General features: G+C 39.0%; 16 protein-coding genes. 10 read left to right on the top strand and 6 right to left on the bottom strand.

Annotation, left to right across the window (positions count from 1 at the left end):
• The first annotated feature begins 267 nt into the window (after positions 1–267).
• Entirely contained in the window at positions 268–2,571 is a 2,304-nt protein-coding gene (locus tag V7K69_RS17030; protein WP_335036341.1) for a DUF3488 and transglutaminase-like domain-containing protein, read from the top strand.
• Positions 2,572–2,727: 156 nt separating this feature from the next.
• On the opposite strand, the gene V7K69_RS17025 is transcribed toward V7K69_RS17030, so the two are convergent.
• Both V7K69_RS17025 and V7K69_RS17020 read right to left on the bottom strand, forming a co-directional pair.
• On the bottom strand, positions 2,728–3,204 hold the full coding sequence (locus V7K69_RS17025) for a hypothetical protein (RefSeq protein WP_335036339.1): 477 nt from the start codon (positions 3,202–3,204) through the stop codon (positions 2,728–2,730).
• Positions 3,205–3,289: 85 nt separating this feature from the next.
• Entirely contained in the window at positions 3,290–4,564 is a 1,275-nt protein-coding gene (locus V7K69_RS17020) for a proton extrusion protein PcxA (RefSeq protein ID WP_335036337.1), read from the bottom strand.
• A 188-nt stretch (positions 4,565–4,752) separates the two neighbouring features.
• On the opposite strand from V7K69_RS17020, the gene V7K69_RS17015 reads away from it, so the two are divergent.
• Positions 4,753–4,992: a hypothetical protein gene (locus V7K69_RS17015; protein ID WP_335036335.1), complete on the top strand. Its 240-nt coding sequence runs from the start codon at positions 4,753–4,755 to the stop codon at positions 4,990–4,992.
• Between the two features lie 268 nt (positions 4,993–5,260).
• Entirely contained in the window at positions 5,261–10,684 is a 5,424-nt protein-coding gene (locus V7K69_RS17010) for an ATP-binding sensor histidine kinase (RefSeq protein WP_335036333.1), read from the top strand.
• A gap of 224 nt (positions 10,685–10,908) precedes the next feature.
• On the opposite strand, the gene V7K69_RS17005 is transcribed toward V7K69_RS17010, so the two are convergent.
• A complete protein-coding gene (locus V7K69_RS17005; protein ID WP_442936149.1) occupies positions 10,909–11,124 on the bottom strand; it encodes an alpha amylase C-terminal domain-containing protein in 216 nt (71 codons plus the stop codon).
• Positions 11,125–11,292: 168 nt separating this feature from the next.
• Between V7K69_RS17005 and V7K69_RS17000 the strand changes: the two genes are divergently transcribed.
• On the top strand, positions 11,293–12,144 hold the full coding sequence (locus V7K69_RS17000) for an SDR family oxidoreductase (protein ID WP_335036331.1): 852 nt from the start codon (positions 11,293–11,295) through the stop codon (positions 12,142–12,144).
• 165 nt (positions 12,145–12,309) lie between these two features.
• Here the strand turns inward: V7K69_RS17000 and V7K69_RS16995 are convergent, their stop codons facing one another.
• Entirely contained in the window at positions 12,310–13,032 is a 723-nt protein-coding gene (locus V7K69_RS16995) for a carbonic anhydrase (RefSeq protein ID WP_335036329.1), read from the bottom strand.
• A 565-nt stretch (positions 13,033–13,597) separates the two neighbouring features.
• Between V7K69_RS16995 and V7K69_RS16990 the strand changes: the two genes are divergently transcribed.
• Together V7K69_RS16990 and V7K69_RS16985 are read left to right on the top strand one after the other, a co-directional pair.
• Positions 13,598–16,330 (top strand): toll/interleukin-1 receptor domain-containing protein, encoded by a 2,733-nt coding sequence (locus V7K69_RS16990; RefSeq protein ID WP_335036327.1) that lies wholly within the window; start codon positions 13,598–13,600, stop codon positions 16,328–16,330.
• Positions 16,331–16,463: 133 nt separating this feature from the next.
• Complete coding sequence (locus V7K69_RS16985) at positions 16,464–16,700, top strand: hypothetical protein (protein ID WP_335036325.1); 237 nt, start codon at positions 16,464–16,466, stop codon at positions 16,698–16,700.
• Positions 16,701–17,050: 350 nt separating this feature from the next.
• Here the strand turns inward: V7K69_RS16985 and V7K69_RS16980 are convergent, their stop codons facing one another.
• Together V7K69_RS16980 and V7K69_RS16975 are read right to left on the bottom strand one after the other, a co-directional pair.
• A complete protein-coding gene (locus V7K69_RS16980; RefSeq protein ID WP_012408494.1) occupies positions 17,051–17,845 on the bottom strand; it encodes a MinD/ParA family ATP-binding protein in 795 nt (264 codons plus the stop codon).
• Positions 17,846–17,888: 43 nt separating this feature from the next.
• Positions 17,889–18,950 carry a c-type heme family protein gene (locus tag V7K69_RS16975; protein ID WP_335036323.1) on the bottom strand — a complete coding sequence of 354 codons (1,062 nt, stop codon included), beginning with the start codon at positions 18,948–18,950 and terminating at the stop codon, positions 17,889–17,891.
• A gap of 435 nt (positions 18,951–19,385) precedes the next feature.
• Here V7K69_RS16975 and V7K69_RS16970 point away from each other — a divergent pair, with 435 nt between their 5' ends.
• The 4 genes from V7K69_RS16970 (at position 19,386) to V7K69_RS16955 (ending at position 20,537) form a co-directional block, all read left to right on the top strand.
• The gene (locus V7K69_RS16970; protein ID WP_335036321.1) at positions 19,386–19,625 is read left to right on the top strand and encodes a CTB family bacteriocin; all 240 of its coding nucleotides are present in this window, start codon (positions 19,386–19,388) and stop codon (positions 19,623–19,625) included.
• An 88-nt stretch (positions 19,626–19,713) separates the two neighbouring features.
• Positions 19,714–19,953: a CTB family bacteriocin gene (locus tag V7K69_RS16965; protein WP_335036319.1), complete on the top strand. Its 240-nt coding sequence runs from the start codon at positions 19,714–19,716 to the stop codon at positions 19,951–19,953.
• Between the two features lie 52 nt (positions 19,954–20,005).
• On the top strand, positions 20,006–20,245 hold the full coding sequence (locus tag V7K69_RS16960) for a CTB family bacteriocin (protein ID WP_335036313.1): 240 nt from the start codon (positions 20,006–20,008) through the stop codon (positions 20,243–20,245).
• Positions 20,246–20,297: 52 nt separating this feature from the next.
• Positions 20,298–20,537 (top strand): CTB family bacteriocin, encoded by a 240-nt coding sequence (locus tag V7K69_RS16955; protein WP_335036317.1) that lies wholly within the window; start codon positions 20,298–20,300, stop codon positions 20,535–20,537.
• The last annotated feature ends 29 nt before the right edge of the window (positions 20,538–20,566 follow it).

The following is a 20,566-nucleotide window of genomic DNA, read 5'->3' as shown; positions in this document are numbered from 1 at the left end:
CCTCAAACCTCATAAACAACTCTATTTTCAGCGTGGTTTTTCTGCCCTCTCCCTTATGCAGCAAACTTTATAGGTCGCTTGTCACCCTCTGAGGTTTTCAACCTTTTTATTTTGTAAAAATAGGCACTAAACCTTGATAGATGAATGAAGACAGGATAATAAAGCTTCTTCTAACGGGAATACTTTAAAGTAGGGTGAATAGTTTCGTCCTCAACATTGTTTCCGTGGCATCTATAATTTAGACTCGAAATGCTCAACTTATCCAGGATGAATCGGTTTTGGCGTGTCCCTGTGGGTAATTTCTGGCGGCAAAATTTGCAGCGATCGCCTTTGACAGAAGTGGAAGATTCAATTTCCTTGCGGGTGCTGGTGCTAGTATTGGTTATTTTGGGAATTGGGGCGACAGATATCGCCGCCGAGACTTCATTCAGTTTTTGGGCGTTACCCCTAAGTGTATTGGGTGCGATTTGGAGTTACTATCGTCGCCGCGATGCCAATGTTGCAGTTAAATTTTGCATCGCTATCGGAATGTTAATGGCACTCGGTAGTTTCTTTGGGCGGTTAGTGGGAGAGTTAAATGATACGCGGTTGGGTTTGGCGGAGTTATTAATTCAACTTCAGGTGTTGCACAGCTTTGATACACCCCGCCGGAAAAATTTGGGCTATTCGATTGTTATAGGACTGATTTTATTGGGTGTGGCGGCAACGTTAAGTCAGACTTTAGCATTTGCACCTGTGTTGCTGTTATTTTTAGCGATCGCTCTGCCAACTTTAGTGCTAGATTATCGCTCACGCTTGGGTTTACAGCCATTAAAAACTCAAAAGGAAAAATTCAACCCAAAGAATTCCTCAACTCTGAATTTTAAATTTTTAACTCTGACTTTTTTACTAATTGTCAGTCTGGGACTGGCAATTTTTGCTGTTTTACCAAGATTTCCCGGTTATCAATTACGGAATTTTCCTGTAAGTTCTTCTATCCAGTTAAAAGGTAATTTTACAGGTCGTACTATCATCAATCCCGGTTATGTCCGTCAAGGTAGTGGTAATAATCAAGGTAGTGGTACGGGACAAGGCCAAAATGGTGAACCAGGTAAGGTAGATAATAACTTTTATTACGGTTTTAATAGCCAAATTAACCAAAATCTGCGCGGTGAGATGAAACCCAAGGTTGTGATGCGGGTGCGATCGCAAGCTGAGGGTTTTTGGCGAGTACTAGGATTTGACCGCTATACGGGTAAAGGATGGGAAGTTTCGCGTAATGAAGATGTTACGACCATCAAGCGATCGCCTTGGTCTTACCAAATTTTCCTGAGCCCACCTCTGACTACTGCTAAAACCCAAGAAATAGTACAAACTTATACAGTAGTGGCGGACTTGCCTAACCTAATTCCGGCGATGGCTTATCCTAAAGAGATTTACTTTCCGACACCAATGGTTGCGGTTGATAAAGAAGATGGATTGCGATCACCTGTGGAATTATCAGAAGGACTCACCTACACAGTAATCTCTGAAGTACCATACCGCGATCGCACTTCATTAGGTCAAGCTTCTACTAATTATCCACGAGATATTAAACAGCATTATCTGCAAATTCCTCCCGAAATTGCCGAAAAAGTCCGGCAGCGTACTGAAGAAATTCTCGCTAACTACAGTCAAGAAGGAGTCACAAGGTCTTCTAAAAGCCTAGATTCAGCCTATGAAAAGACTCTCTACTTAGCTCAATACCTCAAACAACGCTACTCGATTCCCCAAAATGCCTTAGATTTGCCTTATTTGGGAGAAAAAGATGATTTAGTAGAAGCTTTTTTATTCAAATATAAAGGTGGTTATCCAGACCACTTCTCTACAGTTCTCACAGTGATGCTACGTTCCATTGGTATCCCAGCGCGGTTAGTGGCAGGGTTTAGTTCAGGAGAATTTAATCCATTTACAGGGCTATATGTTGTCCGTAATACTGACGCTTATGCGATGACAGAAGTATATTTTCCGAAATATGGCTGGTTTGCCTTTGACCCGATTCCCAATCATCCCCTCATACCTCCATCAATAGAAGATACTCAGACTTTTAGTGTCTTGCGCCAGTTATGGCACTGGGTTGCTGGATGGCTACCTTCTCCAGTGACAGGTTTATTGAATAATGTATTTGAGACAATATTTAGGTGGGTGATTAGAGCGATCGCTTGGTTTTTAGCTTTATTTTCTCAAGGTTGGTTTGGTATATTAACTGGCTTAATCTTGGCAACTACAGCGGCTTTCTTCGGTTGGCTGGGTTGGAGTCAGTGGCGAGAGTGGCGCAACCGCCGATGGTTAAAGAAATTGCCAGCAATGGAAAGCCTTTATCAACAAATGCTACAATGGACAACCCAAAAAGGTTTAGGTAAACATCCAGCACAAACACCTTTAGAGTATGCCAAAGGATCATACCAGCATCATCCCCCAGCAACTGCTGAGGTAATAGATGAGATTAGCCAAGCTTATGTTAGCTGGCGTTATGGTGGTCATACGCCTAACTTGAAGCGACTGTGGCAAAGATGGCAAGGTATCAAAAATGCTGGTAAGGCTGATAAGTAACTCCAGTTGCGGGTTATCAACTGACGTGTGTTTGCTAACCCTCAATTCATACAATGTTTTTGTTAAGTTCTATAGAATAAACTCTAAATGCAATAAATCCTAAAATACCAAATATAGCTGTAGCTATACCTGTCTTTCAACCTGCCTCCTTAAGAATTATTTCCGTCGTTTCGGCATAGGACGCATCGCTTCCCGACCCAACATAAACATCCCTGCAACACCCAAACTAACAAACCAAACATATTGATACCAGTATTGCCGAATCTGCTCGCCAGTGCTGAGTTCTGGATGCAAGGTGTTCAAGTACAGTAGTAGCACTAATATCATCAGTGCCCCAAAACCAACAAAGCTTAAGCCAACACGAATTCGTACAGGTCGCAGTTCAAAATCACTAATAGTATCTAGGTCAATTTCTGCTAATTCCTTAAAGGAGTCATCTGCCAAAGATGAGGTTGCTTGAAATTTATCACTCAGTTTTGGTGGCAAAATCGGCGATAGTGTTGCTACAGTTGGGCGGCGTAGTAAAGCCTCGGTATCTCGCAGCAATTGCAATGGCTTACGGTTAGTAGTTTGTTGAGCAAACTCTATATTGTCTGTGGAAGTTGGGGTATTGGCTTTACTTTCAAAATCCATACTACGCTTCAGAAAAACCAGGATATACATAGCCTAGCGAATCATCAGAAAAATGAATCAAAATAATATAATTATGAATTATAAATTACTCGTCCATCTCTTTTAATGTTGCTAATGCCGATGGAGATAAGCGACTCAGATAGCGAAATATCCAGTACTTAAAGATAGTGTTTAAAATTACAGGGAATGTCGCAATAAATAAAAATATTGCATTTCTACTGGCTGGCAAACCTAAATGTTCTGCGAATCCTTCTAGAAGAACCTCCCACCCATCTGGGGAGTGGAATCCTACGAATATATCTGTAAAGAGAATAATTATAAAAGCCTTAGCACTATCGCTCAATCCATAAACTATAGTATCTATGAAAGACTTCACAATCACAATTTCTCTTTTACTATAAACGATAATTATACTAAAAGAAATTAATGAGATCAAATCAGCAAAAACATTACTAACAGCACTATTAGTTTTTAGATTAAATTCCTCAGCTATCTCAATTGCTTTATCCTTTATTTTTTCTTTAATTACCTCCGAAGAAAGAGCTGGTGCATTATTTAATAAAGATTCAAACCTCAAATTTTTTTGGAAATTAGATAATTCATGGAGAGCTTCTTTTTCCATGTCAGAATTTATGAAAATTTTAGATATATTCTCGCTTTTAGTAGTTTCTAATATAGGAATTACTAAGAATTGTTTAGATAAAATTTGAGTCAAAAGTGGAACAATAATTAAAGTGAGCAAAAATCTTAGACCGATCTTTGTTCTATTTTTAGAAATACGGTAATTTCTGACAAATTCTTCTTCTCCCTGTGGTGAGAAATCTCCTTTAATTTTATTAATAGTTCTGCCAATAGACCCAGGCAAAGCTCTAGCTTTTTGATTTGGAGGCAGACGTTTAATATTAGATAATTCTGGTTGTCTATTGATTTCACTCTGATTAACTTTTAGTGGTTCATAATTTGACAATAACTCACTGTTACTAATCAGCTCATCTTTGATAGCATATTTCTCTACAACTTCATCAATCACCTTCAGTTTTTCTAATAAAACAGAATTAGAGATATTGATAATTCCTCGACTAAGTTGGAATTCTGCCAGCCTGAACTTGATAATAGTTAAGTTTTTATTAAGATAGACTTGCCAATAAGACATCGCAGTTTCAGTATATTTTACTGATTCTGAAGAGATTTTTTTACCTTCAAAATGTTCTATTTCGATGTTTTTAATTCTCTGAGCGGCTTGTTGAGCTTCTAAGAGTGCCCTTTCTGGTGTATCGAAAAACCAATTTTTAAGCGATCGCAAATATTTTTGCAAATTTTGGCGAAGCAATTCTGCTGTTTTGGTAAATGAATCTTTCATTATACGTATAAATATTTATACTGTGTATAGTATAGTTATATAAATATGAAAAGTAGGTAATATCTAGTTTAAAATATTATTAACTATTAAGGCAGAGTATTAATAAACTCAGTATTTAACTTTATGGTAAACAAGCGTTAGACTTTGTTGCCAATTAGGTCTTAATATTTCAGTAACATATATTTCAGTTGGGAGATAAACAGGGTGCGATGTCTGCGGCAACTCCAGAGGGGTACGCTGATTTGCGAATTAATCCCAACCTTCTGCCAGTCGAGGAATTGCCCGCTTACACTGGTCGGGGGATTGTTCGTTATATATTGGGAGATAAACAGGGTGCGATCGCGGATTTACAGAAAGCTGCTGATCTCGATTTGGAACCTCACTTATCAGGGCATCTGGAAAACCTCACTTCTATTTCTCTCTCCTAAAATGAAAAGTGTTTCACTGTAACTTCCATTACCGCTCTGTCAATTCGCCTCGATGCTGCGGTACAAAAATTATAGGTAAATGCTAAATTGATTAATCTTTAGAATTTTCAACAATTTTATCGACTTTTAAAACACGCCCTAATTAAAACATCCGAGAGATTTTTTTATTATTCCTTGAAGCAAATGTCATTAATTCTACCAATGCAGTCAGAGTTTAAATGATTGATATTAGAGGAGCCATAAAAAAATCTCGAAGGATGAGCCTAGTATGTTTAGCAGCCAAGTCAGTATTCCCGGTTATCAAGTTAGCAAAGAACTTTATAACGGCTCTAGAACCCTAGTTTATCAGGGATATCGGAAAACTGATCAAAAACCAGTGGTGATTAAACTGCTAAAAAATCTTTATCCTACATTTAGCGAACTTGTACAATTTCGTAACCAGTACACCATTACCAAAAATCTCAACTACCCCGGAATCATTCAAACTTATACTCTGGAACCATACCAGAATGTTTATATCTTAGTGATGGAAGACTTTGGGGGAATTTCCCTTAAGGATTATTTCGCCAACAATGATAATATTACATCTCTAAATGAATTTTTACAAATCGCAATATCTTTATGTGATGCCTTAGATATACTTTCCCGTCATCGAATTATTCATAAAGATATAAAACCCGCCAATATATTAATTAATCCCGAAACTAAGCAAATAAAGCTAATTGACTTTAGTATTGCCTCTTTATTACCACGGGAAACCCAAACGCTCATCAGCCCTAATGTATTAGAAGGTACGCTGGCTTATATTTCCCCAGAACAAACAGGAAGGATGAATCGGGGAATTGACTACCGAGCTGACTTTTATTCTTTAGGTATTACTTTTTATGAATTACTTACAGGAAAGTTACCCTTTCAATCAAACGATGTGATGGAGTTAGTGCATTGTCATATTGCGAAACAAGCTCCATTTTTAGGAAATAGCGAAGAAATTCCCCAAGTTCTTTGTGACATCGTGACCAAATTAATGGCAAAAAATGCCGAAGACCGTTATCAAAGCGCATTAGGGCTAAAATTCGATTTAGAAATTTGTTTACATCAGCTAAACGAAATTGGCAGAATTGAGAGTTTTCCAATTGCTCAAAGAGATGTGTGCGATCGCTTCATTATTCCTGACAAACTCTATGGAAGAGAAACTGAAGTAGAAACCCTACTCCAAGCATTTGAAAGAGTTAGCCTTGGTGCAACTGAAATGATGCTGGTAGCGGGGTTTTCCGGGATTGGTAAAACTGCGGTTGTTAACGAAGTTCATAAACCGATTGTTCGTCAACGTGGTTATTTTATTAAAGGTAAATATGACCAATTTAATCGCAATATTCCCTTCAGTGCTTTTGTGCAAGCTTTCCGAGATTTAATGGCACAATTGTTAACAGAAAGCGATATTCAAATTCAGCAATGGAAAACTAAGATTTTAGAAGCGGTTGGTGAGAACGGACAGGTAATTATTGAAGTTATCCCCGAATTATCAAGAATTATTGGTCAACAACCACCTACTACAGAATTATCAGGAACTGCGGCCCAAAATCGATTTAATTTATTATTCCAGAAATTCACCAAAGTCTTTACGAGTGATGCACATCCATTAGTGATGTTTTTAGATGATTTGCAATGGGCTGATTCGGCATCACTGATGTTAATGCAGTTATTAATGGCTGATACAAAGCATTTTTTATTAATTGGTGCCTATCGTGATAACGAAGTCAACCCAGCACACCAGTTAATGTTGACTTTGAATGATATCCAAAAAACAGCAGCCACGATTAATACGATTACTTTAGCACCACTGAGTCAAGAGCAGGTAAATAAATTAGTTGCTGACACACTTCAATGCTCAGAAAATCTGGCATGGACTCTTTCTCGCTTAGTATCTCAGAAAACTCAAGGTAATCCATTTTTTGCTACACAGTTCCTTAAAGCATTACATCAAGATGGAGTAATTGAATTTAACTTAGAGTTGGGATGTTGGCAATGTGATATCACACAAATAAATCAGCGATCGCTCACAAATGACATCGTTGAATTCATGGCATTGCAATTACAAAAGTTGCCAGAATCAACCCAAGGTATTTTAAAATTAGCTGCCTGCATCGGTAATCAGTTTGATTTAGAAACATTAGCGATTGTTTCTAAACAATCAAAAATAGAAACGGCTGTTTGTTTGTGGAATGCTTTACAGGAAGGTTTGATTTTACCTCAAAGTGAGGTTTACAAGTTTTTTGTGGGGTCAGAAAATCAAGCTCTTACTCAAGAAAATTCCGAAATTATTGGATATAAATTTCTCCACGATCGCATCCAACAAGCAGCTTATTCCTTAATTCCGTCAGAGCAAAAGCAAAAAACACATTTGATGATTGGTCAATTGTTATTGCAAGGGTTATCCGAGCAGGAACAACAAGAACGGATTTTTGACCTAGTAAACCAATTGAATTTAGGACTTGGTGCGATCGCTGAAGATGATTCTCTTTCGAGCATTGCTACCTATGAGCAGAAAAAACAACTGGCTCACTTAAACCTGCAAGCAGGACAAAAGGCAAAACTGTCGGCTGCTTATCAAGCATCTCAGAGCTATTGTACTACTGGGATTGATTTATTACCTGTAACCGCTTGGCAGACTGACTATGAACTAATGTACAGTTTGCATCGTGATGGCTCAGAAGCAACTTATCTGTGTGGTAATTTTGACCGAGCCGAAGCCCTTTATAGAGAAGCACTGAGTCATGCTCAAACACCCCTGGACAAAGCAGTGATTTATCGCATCCAGATGACTCAATATCAGCTTCAAGGACGCAATGCGGAAGCGATCGCTATGCAAGGCCAAAGTTTACAACTACTTAACTGGGAAATGCCTACAGAACAAGAGTTGATTCAAGCAAGTCTGGACAAAGAAATTGCCATAGTTAATAGATTTTTAGAGCAGCAGACTGTTGAATCCATTCTCAATCTTCCCAAAATGGCAGATCCCGGTTTTGCAGAAATGTTGCGAATTTTACAAATTCTCTTCTATGCTGCATGGCTTAATGGTCAATCGACTTTAGCATTGCTGGTACTCGCCAAGATGACCACTTTATCTTTGCAGTATGGTAACAGCGATATGTCTCCCTTTAGCTATGTCGGCTATGCCTTAATTGCCAATGCCATCCTCAAGGATTTGGGAACAGCTTATCAGTTTGGAGAAATGGCGGTGCAGCTTTGCGAACAGTTTGATAATGCAGATGTTCGGGGAATGACTAATTTTTTGTTTGCTGCGGATGTCCATAGCTGGAGTCATCCAATTAGAGAAGCAGATAAATATTATGACAACGCTTACAAGTATGGTATGGAAGCAGGGAACTGGCAGACTGTTGGCTTTATGATCATGCAAAGTGGTTCCGATCGCCTCACATACAGTAAAAATCTAGATGAACTATATGCGATCGCCCAAGCTCATGCAGATTTTCTCCGTCGCATCAAAAGTTTAGAAAACCTAGATGCTTTAATCGTTGGAGTTATTCAACCAATTCGCAATCTTCTTGGTTTAACAAAAAACCCCTTCAGCTTTGATGACGATAGTTTCAGTGAAGCTGAGTATTTACAAAAATATGGCAATACTCCTTATCATCTGGCTTGGTTATATTCTGTCAAAATCCGCCATGCTTATTTATTTGATCATAAAGCCGCATACCCACATTTAATTCCCCAACTGAGCATAATTGAAAATACCATTTCCAGCCATGCCAAAGTCCCTTCTAGCGTGTTTTATGTAGCATTAATGCATCTGTCTCTAGCTGAAATTGCTAGCGACGAGCAAGAGTGTCAGTTCCATTGGCAAGCGCTAATTCCCCTAGAAGAACGCTTAAACAGTTGGGCAAAAGCCTGTCCAGAAAATATTCTCCACAAGTGTCTGCTAATACTTGCAGAAAAAGCACGCTTAAAGGGACAAAAAGCAGAAGCACTCGATTTTTACGAAGAAGCCATTGCCCAAGCTAAACGTCAAGGTTATGGCTATGAAGAAGCTCTCGCCAACGAACTTGCAGCTAAATTTTTCCTCAATTGGGGCAAAGAAAAAGCCGCTTCAGATTATATACATGAAGCCTACTATTGCTATAGCCGTTGGGGTGCAAAAGCCAAAATCTTGGACTTAGAAAAACGCTATCCTCAACTTCTCAAACCCATCCTAGAACAGCAACGACTTACCCTCAACCCCCTAGAAACTATTAGCTTGCGTGGGACTTCCTCATCTAGTTGCACAAATAGCACTGGCAGTACTGCTATTTCCGATGGTCTAGATTTTACCTCTGTCCTCAAAGCAGCTATTGCTATTTCCAGTTCTCTGGAATTAGAGCAACTTATTGCCAGCCTAACTCGCATTATCATAGAAAACTCTGGTGCAAAAAAAGCTGTACTGCTGCTTCCCGAAGAAGGCAATTGGCAAGTTCGAGCCATTACTTTTATTGAGCATAAAGAAATGCGGACTCTACTCGAACCTCAATCACTAGATAATTGTCGAGACATTCCTCTAAATGTTATCTATTATGTCAAAAATACCCAACAAAAAGTTGTAATTGACAATTGTAAAACAGATATCCCTGGTTTAATTGGAGAATATATACTGCAACATCAACCCAAAAGTATATTTTGTGCTCCGATTATTAATCAAGGGCATTTAGTGGGAATTCTCTACCTAGAAAATCAACTGACTCAAGGAGTATTTTCTAGCGCTCGTCTCAAAGTCATTCACTTATTGTCTTCTCAAGCAGCAATATCTCTAGAAAATGCTCGACTTTATCAACAAGCCGGGCAAGCATTACAAGATTTGCAACAAGCACAACTGCAAATTGTCCAAAGTGAAAAAATGTCTACACTGGGTAATTTAGTTGCTGGAGTAGGCCATGAAATGAATAATCCATTAGGCTTTATTTGTGCTACTCTCCAACAAGCTAAACCGACCCTGAATGATATTGTTAAACACTTAAAGCTATATCAAAATACCTTGACTAATAAGAGTGATGAAATTAAAGACCATGCTGAAGAAATTGACTTAGATTATACTTTGGAAGACTTTCCCAAAATGATAGACGCAATGGCGGTGGCTTGCGACAGGTTGACAAATATTAGTACTAGTCTCCGCACTTTTTCCCGTGCTGACAAAGATTACAAAGTGCCATTTAATATCCATGAAGGAATTAATAGTACAATATTAATCCTCAAACATCGCTTGAAAGCAAATGAAGAACATCCCACAATTGAAGTAATTACTAACTATGGAGATTTACCCTTAGTTAATTGTTTCCCAGGCCAATTAAATCAGGTATTTATGAATATTATAGCTAATGCAATTGATGCGTTTGAAGAATCAAATATTGGGCAGACATTTGCAGAAATTCAAGCTAATCCTAACCGAATTGTAATTACAACATTAAAGGCAGATAAATATGTAAAAATATCAATTGCTGATAATGGTCAAGGAATTAATGAAGCAGTCAAACAAAAGATTTTCGATCATTTATTCACTACCAAAGAGGTAGGTAAAGGAACGGGTTTAGGGTTAGCGATCGCTAAGTCTATTGTAGTAGAAAAACATGGCGGGAGTTTGGATGTGGATTCTACACCAGGCAAAGGAACTGAATTTGTCATCACCTTACCGATTCTCGCTTGATTTAACCTGAATATGACGCAAGAAAAAGTCTGAAAACTTTACTACACGCAATTTAGGTATTTCAGCCATGTTCAGCAGCCAGCGATCGCTCAATGGCAAAGTTTCTTTTTTCTACCCTACCTATAGCAATACTTGTCGGGTTTTGGGAGAAAGGGAAAAACCTTATATATCGAGCCTTCCACTTCTTTTCCCTTTAACCGAGCAGTATTGTCACCTATGCTTGCTTATGTTTGCAAAATAAATATCTTAGCTGTATAGCTTGGCAAGTCAGTGACTAAACCATCTTCTCCAGATTTCACTTCCCGATTACCAACCCAATCCCGCCAATTTTTAGTAATTGGAAAGTTGGAAATTTTATATTGATTTAGACTCCGCTCGGAGAAATTTACCACAACGACGACATGAGAATTTTGCTCATCCCAACGGCTGTAAGCAAGCACTTTATCATCATTGATATTATAAGACTCGTATTTTGTTTTTGAAAAAATTCAGTACAACTCAAAAAAGCTTCTTGACTATTGCCTATTGCCTCCCTATCGCCCTTGCACCATGCAAATAATTTCATAAATCAAAATGGTGTTCTTAATAAGTAACAGTAATAGCTGATAATGCTGAAAATTTTAGTGACAGGTGCAACTGGAAACGTCGGACAAGAACTTCTTCGCTTACTGCAATCCCACGATTGTAATGTCTTTGCCGCAGTTAGAAATCCAAACAGCGCTAAACACGTCTTAAGCAGCAATATCCAAACCATCCCCTTCGACTTTACCAATCCTGACACCTTTGATTATGCTTTTTTCCAAGTCAATAAACTTTTTTTAGTGCGTCCGCCTGCCCTTGCTAATATTCGTCTTCAAATTGCCCCAGCCCTAAATGCTGCAAAACTTGCAGGCGTTGAGCATATCGTATTTCTTTCAATACTTGGAGCCGAACGCAACCCTTTTTTGCCACACTCCCAAATTGAACGCTATATAAACCAATTGGGTATTAAAGCCACCTTTTTACGGTGCAGCTTTTTTATGCAAAATCTTAATACCACACACAGAGAAGACATCAAAGTTCGTGGTGAATTGCTTCTTCCGGCTGGTAACGGGAAAACAAGTTTCATTGATGTGCGGGATATTGCTGCCGTTGCAGTTCGTACTTTACTCGAAGATGGGCATCAGGGAAAAGCATATCCGCTTACGGGTGCAGAAGCCTTAACCTATTACGAAGTAGCAGACATTTTTACATCGATTTTAGGTAAACCGATACGCTATAATCCTTCTCTGCTAAAGTTTATTCGACAAATGCGCTCATCGGGGTTGCCAATAGACTTTATTTTAGTAATGGTAGGAATCTACACTACAGCTCGCTTAGGATTGGCAGGCAACATCACATCTGATACTGAGCAATTGCTCAATCGTTCACCTCTGACCATACGGCAGTATATCGAAGACTATCAACAGTTTTGGTTATAGGTTTATTCTGCTCCTCGTCAGCAGTTATAATTCCATTATTTCTAAAATTTAACGTCCAATTTCCCCTTTTTGGCACGGTAATGTCTATACATAAAAATACTTGATATATAAAATTTTTATCACATTATTAAGCTCAGAATAGTATACCTAAAAGGTATTATGTATTCAAGTAATTATGTTGACTTTACCAGTGTCAATATCGTAACAAGCACCAACAATTTTTAGTTTACTTTCACTGAGCAATTTAGCTAAAATTGTTGAGCTTTCCTGCAATTTTTCAGTCTGAAATTGAATGTTGGCAATAACTGCATTTTGCATATTATCACCCGTTCTTAACTTTACTCTTTCAACAGATGGTTTGATGCCCTCAATAATCAAACCAATTCTTCCAGGAAGTGGTTCGTTTTTGATTGCTTCTGCCACTGCACCGCATCTTTTATGACCTAAAACCACAATCAACTGCGAGCCTAATACTGTTGTTGAGTATTCTAGACTACCTATAACTGTGTCACTGACCACATTACCAGCAACTCGCACGACAAATAAATCTCCAAGACCTTGATCGAAAACAATTTCCGCAGGGACTCTGGAATCTGCACAGCCCAATATGGCGGCAAAGGGATATTGAGCTTTAGCGACTAATCGCAGGTGTTCTAATGATTGATCGGGATATTGGCGTTTTTGATTGATAAATCTTTGATTCCCATCTAGTAAGCGTTTTATAGCTTCATTAGGACTCACTGGATTAGAGCTAACTGGGTGAATATCAGCAATAGCAGTTTGCTCTGTATTCAAAAAGCTATCACCAAAAGCAGTAGCCGCAATACCTACCACACTGGCAAATTTTAAGAAGTCACGTCGCCCTACAAATCCATTAATTCGACTCATTAATCTAGCTGATAACAACAAAGCTGTTTTCAGGAAGATATCACCTTCAAGCAAGATGCAAGAGTACCATCCTACACCATTTAAGAGTCATTTAATCTTCATGTGCGATCGCTACGGCTACTTCATCTATCTAGCTTTTACAAACACAAGAGTTGTATTAGACATCTCCAGAAATTAAATATACCTTATCTATAACCTTTGTAGAAGCATAGCAATGCTATGTCTCTATATTTTTTCTCAGAATTTGTTGACACAAATGTATAATTGTGCAATTTACTGGAATTGTGGTTTTAGTGTATCAAAAGGCAAAGTGGAGTTGCCGTCATTTGAACATTTACTTTAAGCTTTGTATCAAAATAGCTGATTTTGGTATGCTAGTGAAAATGTGCCTAAAATATCATCCTATATTAAGAATATATAAACGATCAAGTAATTCTTTTTCTGGAGTATATAGATTTTTTACAGAGATAGTAAACAAACAGTATTTTCTTAAAGAAAACAGTAACATATTCGTCAAGTTACCACCTAAACTAAATTTTATTAGGTATTTATAGAAATTATTTATATGCCTGAGGCTTTTATTTCCTACTCCCGCAAAGATAAAGAGTTCGTCAAGAAGTTTTATGAAGCACTCAAGCAACAAAAGCGAGATATCTGGGTGGACTGGGAGGGAATTCCGTCCACGGCAGATTGGCGGAAAGAAATTTATGAAGCAATTGAAGCTGCTGATAATTTTATCTTTATTATTAGTCCGAATTCAGTGTTTTCTGAAGTCTGCTGTGAAGAGATTGTACACGCCCTCAAGCACAATAAACGTTTAGTGCCAATTGTATGGCAGTATGTTGAGGGTGTTCATCCCGAATTAGCCAAAATCAACTATATTTTCTTTCAGGAAAGTAATGATTTTGAGGAAGCCTTGCAATCATTACTCAAAGCACTCGATACTGACCTAGCTCATGTTAAACAGCATACCCGCTTACTCGTGCGAGCCTTGGAGTGGGATCAGAAAAAACGCAACAATAGTTACTTGCTAGAAGGTAATGAATTAGAAGAAGCAGAGCAATGGTTCACCCAAGGCGCAGGGAAAGAACCATTAATTACACCACTCCAACAAGAGTACATCGGCGAAAGTCGCAAAGCCCAGAGGGTACGACATAGAACAAGATTTATTGCTTTGACTTCAGGGTTGGTAATTTCAATAGGATTGGCTATTGCTGCAATAATTAGCCGGAACGAGGCTATTCAGCAACGGATAGAAGCAAAAAAATCGACACTCCAAGCTCTAATTTCAGCATCAGATGCACGTTTTACCTCGAATAGAAATACAATTGATGCCCTAATAGAAGGTTTAAAAGCCGGCAAGCAACTTCAAGAACTAATTCAAGACAAAGTTGACATTCCACTTCAGCAACAGCAAAAGGCGATCGAAGTACTGGGACAGGCGGTTTACTGGGTAAGAGAACGCGATCGCCTCCAGGGACACAGCAATTATGTCCAAAGCGTTAGTTTCAGTCCCGACGGGGAAGCGATCGCTACCGCTAGTGGAGACAAAACTGTAAAACTTTGGGACAAACAGGGTCGTTTGCTGAATACTTTAAAAGGACATCCAGATCAAGTCCTCAGCGTAAGTTTCAGCCCCAATAGTCAAATCCTTGCTTCTGCCAGTTTAGACGGAACGGTGAAACTTTGGAAAAAAGACGGCAAGGAACTTAAAACCTTTAAAAAGCTAAATACTGCAATTCGGGTTGTGAGTTTCAGTCATGATGGCAAGACTCTTGCCTCTGGTGGTGACGACGGCATTGTGAGACTTTGGAACATACAGGGTCAAGAACTCAAAATGCTCAAAGGGCATACAGACACAATCTATAGTTTGAGTTTCAGCCACAACGATCAAATCCTTGCCTCTGCCAGTTTAGATGGAACAGTGAAACTTTGGAATCCTGATGGTAAAGAATTAAAGACTTTAGACAAACATGATAATACAGTCACTAGCGTAAGTTTCAGTTCTGACGATACCCTTGCCTCTGCCAGTTTAGATGGAACAGTGAAACTTTGGAATCCTGATGGTAAATTTATTTCGACTCTTAAGAGATCAGAACCACAGAGTAGTCCCATTTACAGCGTCAGTTTCAGTCCTGATGGTCAAATATTAGCCACTGGTAATAATGATAACAGCGTGACACTCTGGCAGAAAAATGGTCAGGAACTCACTACCTTTAAAGGACATAGTAGTAAAGTCAATCAAGTTACTTTCAGCCCTGATGGTCGTACTCTTGCATCTGCTAGTCAAGATAAAACGGTAAAACTGTGGCAAATTGACCGCCCTTGGCAGACCATTCTCACTGGACATCAGGATGGTGTCAATCGCGTCAACTTCTCACCCGATGGTAAAGAGATCGCTACCGCCAGTGATGACGGAACGGTGAAACTCTGGAATCAGCAGGGTAAGCAGATTAAATCGCTAAAGATAAATAACTACAAAATCTGGGATGCGAATTTTAGCCCAGATGGTCAGATAATTGCTGCTGTCAGTTCTGATGAAGGGGTAGTGAGATTGTGGAATCGGCAAGGTAAGCCACTGAATATTTTATTAAAGCATAGCGATCGCATCCAGAGTGTGAGTTTCAGTCCAGACAGCAAGATAATTGCCACCTCTAGTGATGACGGAATGATTAAACTTTGGAATCAGCAGGGTCAGTTGCCTAGAACTTTAAAGCATAGCGCAGCTGTCTATAGCGTCAGTTTTAGTCGAGACGGCAAGATAATCGCTACTAGTAGTGAAGACAAAACAGCAAAACTCTGGAATTGGCAAGGTCAGTTACTTAGAACTTTAAACCATAACGCTGCTGTTTACAGCGTCAGTTTTAGCCCTGATAGTCAGACCCTTGCCAGTGCTGGTGCAGATGATAGAGTAAAACTTTGGCAGCTTGACGGTCGTGCGATCGGCAGTCTGGATGGGCATCTTGCTGCAATTTGGCAAGTAACTTTTAGCCCTGACGGTCAAATGATTGCCACAGCTAGTGATGATAAGACAGTGAAACTTTGGCACAAAGACGGGACTTTGATTATTACTCTGACTGGTAACACTGGCGAGATCAATGGGATCAGTTTTAGCCCTGACGGTAAGACTCTCGTTTCTGGCAGTAAAGATGGTACAGCAATTTTGTGGAATGTGGAAAATCTCACCCTAGATAGTTTGATGGGGCGTGGATGTGATTGGCTGCATGATTATCTAGCTAATAATCCTCAAGGTCAAAGCGATCTTTGTGATGGAGTTAAAACTCAGGCTAAATATTGAGTTAGCCAATTTTCACTATTATTGCAGGTGGTCTCATGCTTCAAGAAAAGTAATAAGCCTTAAATACTTTTTTGCATAAAAAGAATCAAAACGATAGATAACAATAACAGCATCAACTAGAGAGGAAATCACCGTGGCTCAAAAATCAACAGGCTGGGTACCAGACTACCCCATACTACCAGAACTTGATGAACCAAATGAGGTAAAGGAAAACCCGGAGTTTCAAAGTAATTTACAACTTCCAGTAAAAGGTAATTTACAGAAACATCTCATACTAAAAAAAGATAGTGAGGAGACGCAAGGAAATACATCTGGTACACCGATAGAGAAGCCTAAGGGGCAGCCCTCAGAAGTAGAGCAAAAAGGGTAATAATACTAATTTTTTATGAGGCTGCATAGAATTAGATCCCCCCTAGTCCCCCTTATTAAGGGTGGAACCGGAAAAACATCTATCAAAGTCGCCCTTTTAAGAGGAATTTAGCGGGATCTAGATATGTGCAACTTCACATTAAATTGGTATAATTACCCTAAGCAGCCTAAGAATAAGGGCGAAGGCGGGTAATTTATGAAAACCTTGGTGGATAAGAATATTGGTGAAAAAATCGCCTAAAACATGAAATACCGAATCCCATTAAGTGAAGCAATCATACTGCTTCACTTAATGGACTCGTCCAGTTTTGCAAATCTGTCACCCTAGTACCCACCCTTGATAACTAACGCTTATTTGGCAAACAATCTAACTCCAGAACCAGTGATTTGTTTAGCGATCGCACTAATTTTTTGAGTCCATGAATGATCTGGATACCGCAAACAGAAGATTCCGCCACTCCCTAATTCAAACATCTCTTCACAAACAGGGAGTATTCCAGCCACAGGAGTTTTGTAAGTATTCTCCACTCGTTTCCCTAACTCTTTGAAATCTAAAGATGGCAGAGCTTTGTTGATCACTATTAGCATTTTAGGTACTTCTAGCTTACGAGCAACGTCTATCGCTACTGCTGTACCTTGATAATCTTGTTTATCTGGACGGAGAATCAGCACCAAGACATCAGAAAGAATAATAGATAGCAATGTTTCTTCGTTAATGCCAGGATGAGTATCGATCAACAGATAATCAAGTTTCAAACGACGAACTAGATTATGTAAACCATCATTCAATCGGCGTGCGTCATAGCCCTCGCGCAAGATTCGAGAAATGTCACTCATCTTAATACTGGAAGGAATTAGATGAACACTTCCCTGACGACCAAAAAATGTTTGTTTTTGTTTGAGAATGGCGCTAACGTCATAAACGGCTTCTTCAATTTGACAACGACCCCAGAGATAATCGTTCAAGGTATAGCGGATTCGCTCCTGTTCAAGACCAAATAGAACGTGGATTCCAGGAGATTGGATATCTGTATCAACTATCCCAACTCGCTTTCCAGAACGAGCGATTAGGGCAGCAAGATTACTAGTGACATTTGACTTACCAGTTCCGCCCCGGAATGAGTGAATGGAAATAATTTCAGACATAATAAATCCTCAATACTAATTTTTAATTCGTAATTCTTAATTATTAATTTGGAGTATTCCGTTTATTTCTTATTTCTTTTGCCTCCTCCTGCAATTTTAGGAATGTTTTTGATTCAGCAATTTCTGCAACTTCACGCGCCCGTTTAGCTTCATCAACTTCTATACGCAGTGTATGCAATTGCTGTCTGAACTGTTGTTCACGAGCAGAAATTTCATGCACCATGCGTTGAAAAACTCGTCCTAATTGTCCTAACTCATCATGACGTTGCACAATCGATGTTAGCTTTTCGCGATCGTACTCTTGTGCTTCTTCGACACTAATTTCATTCATACTAATTTTCTGAGCAAGTTGAGCCATTGGTTTAAGCGGTTGTAATACATTTCGCTTTAACAAATAATTAATGAGCAAAATCATAATGGCGAAGATCGTAATAAATAAGCTAATGAATAGAACAAAAGCACGATGAGCATCCTCAAAGACTTGCTTGGCAGGAATATAAATAATTTGTGTGCCTAAAACTTCATTGAGTTTCCACCCAAAGCCATTTTCTGAACCATAACTAGCAATCTGACTTTTGGGAGCAACTTCAGGAGTGCTATGACAGCGTAGACACGTTGGATTATTAATGGAAAATGGACGAGCGTTATAAAACATTTTCTCGTCATAAGAGTCATGAAAACCGGATATGTTTTTCAACCCTGGTTCCTTGCGGAATCGTTCGATAAGTTCCATTTCAAATACATCTGCTTTATCTCGTAAGTTAGTTGGGTTTAGGTTGGCATCTTTGTATAAAAAATCTTTAAATTCTTCGTTTTTCCGAAGATTTTCAAACACTTCTCTTACTGCAAAACTGGGAACAATTTCAGGGATAAATGTGGCTTGAGTGTCCAGCATTGGTGTCAGAAGAGGATTGATCCGCGTGTGAGTATAATTCCTCACTGAGTTCATAGTTTCTGCAATAACTTGGCTGCGATAAGCGATTTCGGCTTCTGCTTTTTGCTCAAGTGCATGAGATAAAGCAAAACCACTAACTGCGATCGCGCCGATGAACACCAGCAATAAGAGTAAAGTAAATTTAGTTGCTAATTTGAATCTATTAAACATTGTTGTTTGAGTTTTTATTTACAACATTGCTAGAGACTGATAACTATAATTTCTTAATTTAGTTGAGTTTGTGATGGATGTAGAATACTCTCATTTCTTAGGATCAATCCTAGTTTTGCATTCATGCTTCTACGTTTAGTCATACTACGATATTGCAGCGAAATGCCACATCTGCAAGCAAATCCATGACTTTTGTAGTAACTAGCTTGGTTAGCCTATGACGAAAGTCTTACCTATTGCCCAATACTATATAGCGAAAGTTAGACCACATCTACTTACTTCGCTTAGGTAAAATACTAGACGTTTTTCAGATGTACATAACTAAGTTGATTTCGTATTCTAAAGACATGAAGCGAGGGAAGCGGTAAGCGACTAACCAGCAAACCACTCTTTCTGCTTGATACAACACACATTACACATTAAGGAAAAAACATCATGTCTGACAACATTAAACCCGTAGAATTATCTGCTGAAGAATTGGACAACGTTGCTGGTGGCGCTTTTAGCTTTACGATTGCTGACAACTACAACGCAATTGATCAGCAAGCTGGTGCAACTGTTATCGGTGCGAATGGCGGTATTAGTTCTTCGAACACTCAGCAAACTGCTGTATCTCATCAAAGTTTGCAAGAAATCAAAGCTACTGGTTTCTTTCCTTCCACTCTTGAGAATTAGTACCAGAACACTAATTACGCAGAGCAGAACTCAAATATTGCGTTCTGCTTGATACAACACACATCATACACATTAAGGAGAAAACATCATGTCTGACAACATTAAGCTCGTAGAATTATCTGCTGAAGAATTGGACAACGTTGCTGGTGGCGCTTTTAGCTTTACGATTGCTGACAACTTCAACACATTGGATCAGCAAGCTGGTGAAACCGTTCTTGGCCCTCATGGCGGTATTGCATCTTCCACCGTTCAACAAACTGCTGTATCTCATCAAAGTTTGCAAGAAATCAAAGCAACTGGCTTGTTTCCTTCCACTCTTGCTAGTTAGTAACAGTTTTATTTCATACAACACACATCTTACACATTAAGGAGAAAACATCATGTCTGACAACATTAAGCCCGTAGAATTATCTGCTGAAGAATTGGACAACGTTGCTGGTGGTGCTTTTAGCTTGGTTGATGCTCACAACTTCAACGCAATTGACCAGCAAGCTGGTGCAACTGTTCTCGGTGCTAATGGCGGTATTAGTTCTTTGAACACTCAGCAAACTGCTGTATCTGAACAAAATTTGTTCGAAATCAAAGCAACTGGTTTCTTTCCTTCCACTCTTGAGAGTTAGTCACAGTTTTATTTGAGATAACACACACATTACACATTAAGGAGAAAACATCATGTCTGACAACATTAAGCCCGTAGAATTATCTGCTGAAGAATTGGACAACGTTGCTGGTGGTGCTTTTAGCTTGGTTGATGCTCACAACTTCAACGCAATTGACCAGCAAGCTGGTGGAACCGTTCTTGGTGCGAATGGCGGTATTGGATCTTTCACCGCTCAACAAACTGCTGTATCTCAACAAGATTTGCACGAAATCAAAGCAACTGGCTTCTTTCCTTCCACTCTTGAAAAGTAGTAACTAATTACACAGGGCAGAACTCAATA

It is taken from the genome of Nostoc sp. (assembly GCF_036917775.1).
Lineage (GTDB): Bacteria > Cyanobacteriota > Cyanobacteriia > Cyanobacteriales > Nostocaceae > Nostoc.
The sequence above is the reverse complement of the archived record's forward strand: the minus strand, read 5'-3'. Positions and strand labels throughout refer to the sequence as shown.

What these genes read in the sequence shown, in the direction of transcription:
- V7K69_RS17030 (WP_335036341.1), top strand. Translation starts at nt 268, where the DNA reads ATGAATCGGTTTTGGCGTGTCCCTGTGGGTAATTTCTGGCGGCAAAAT.
- V7K69_RS17025 (WP_335036339.1), bottom strand. Translation starts at nt 3,204, where the DNA reads ATGGATTTTGAAAGTAAAGCCAATACCCCAACTTCCACAGACAATATA.
- V7K69_RS17020 (WP_335036337.1), bottom strand. Translation starts at nt 4,564, where the DNA reads ATGAAAGATTCATTTACCAAAACAGCAGAATTGCTTCGCCAAAATTTG.
- V7K69_RS17010 (WP_335036333.1), top strand. Translation starts at nt 5,261, where the DNA reads ATGTTTAGCAGCCAAGTCAGTATTCCCGGTTATCAAGTTAGCAAAGAA.
- V7K69_RS17000 (WP_335036331.1), top strand. Translation starts at nt 11,293, where the DNA reads ATGCTGAAAATTTTAGTGACAGGTGCAACTGGAAACGTCGGACAAGAA.
- V7K69_RS16995 (WP_335036329.1), bottom strand. Translation starts at nt 13,032, where the DNA reads ATGAGTCGAATTAATGGATTTGTAGGGCGACGTGACTTCTTAAAATTT.
- V7K69_RS16990 (WP_335036327.1), top strand. Translation starts at nt 13,598, where the DNA reads ATGCCTGAGGCTTTTATTTCCTACTCCCGCAAAGATAAAGAGTTCGTC.
- V7K69_RS16980 (WP_012408494.1), bottom strand. Translation starts at nt 17,845, where the DNA reads ATGTCTGAAATTATTTCCATTCACTCATTCCGGGGCGGAACTGGTAAG.
- V7K69_RS16975 (WP_335036323.1), bottom strand. Translation starts at nt 18,950, where the DNA reads ATGTTTAATAGATTCAAATTAGCAACTAAATTTACTTTACTCTTATTG.
- V7K69_RS16970 (WP_335036321.1), top strand. Translation starts at nt 19,386, where the DNA reads ATGTCTGACAACATTAAACCCGTAGAATTATCTGCTGAAGAATTGGAC.
- V7K69_RS16965 (WP_335036319.1), top strand. Translation starts at nt 19,714, where the DNA reads ATGTCTGACAACATTAAGCTCGTAGAATTATCTGCTGAAGAATTGGAC.
- V7K69_RS16960 (WP_335036313.1), top strand. Translation starts at nt 20,006, where the DNA reads ATGTCTGACAACATTAAGCCCGTAGAATTATCTGCTGAAGAATTGGAC.
- V7K69_RS16955 (WP_335036317.1), top strand. Translation starts at nt 20,298, where the DNA reads ATGTCTGACAACATTAAGCCCGTAGAATTATCTGCTGAAGAATTGGAC.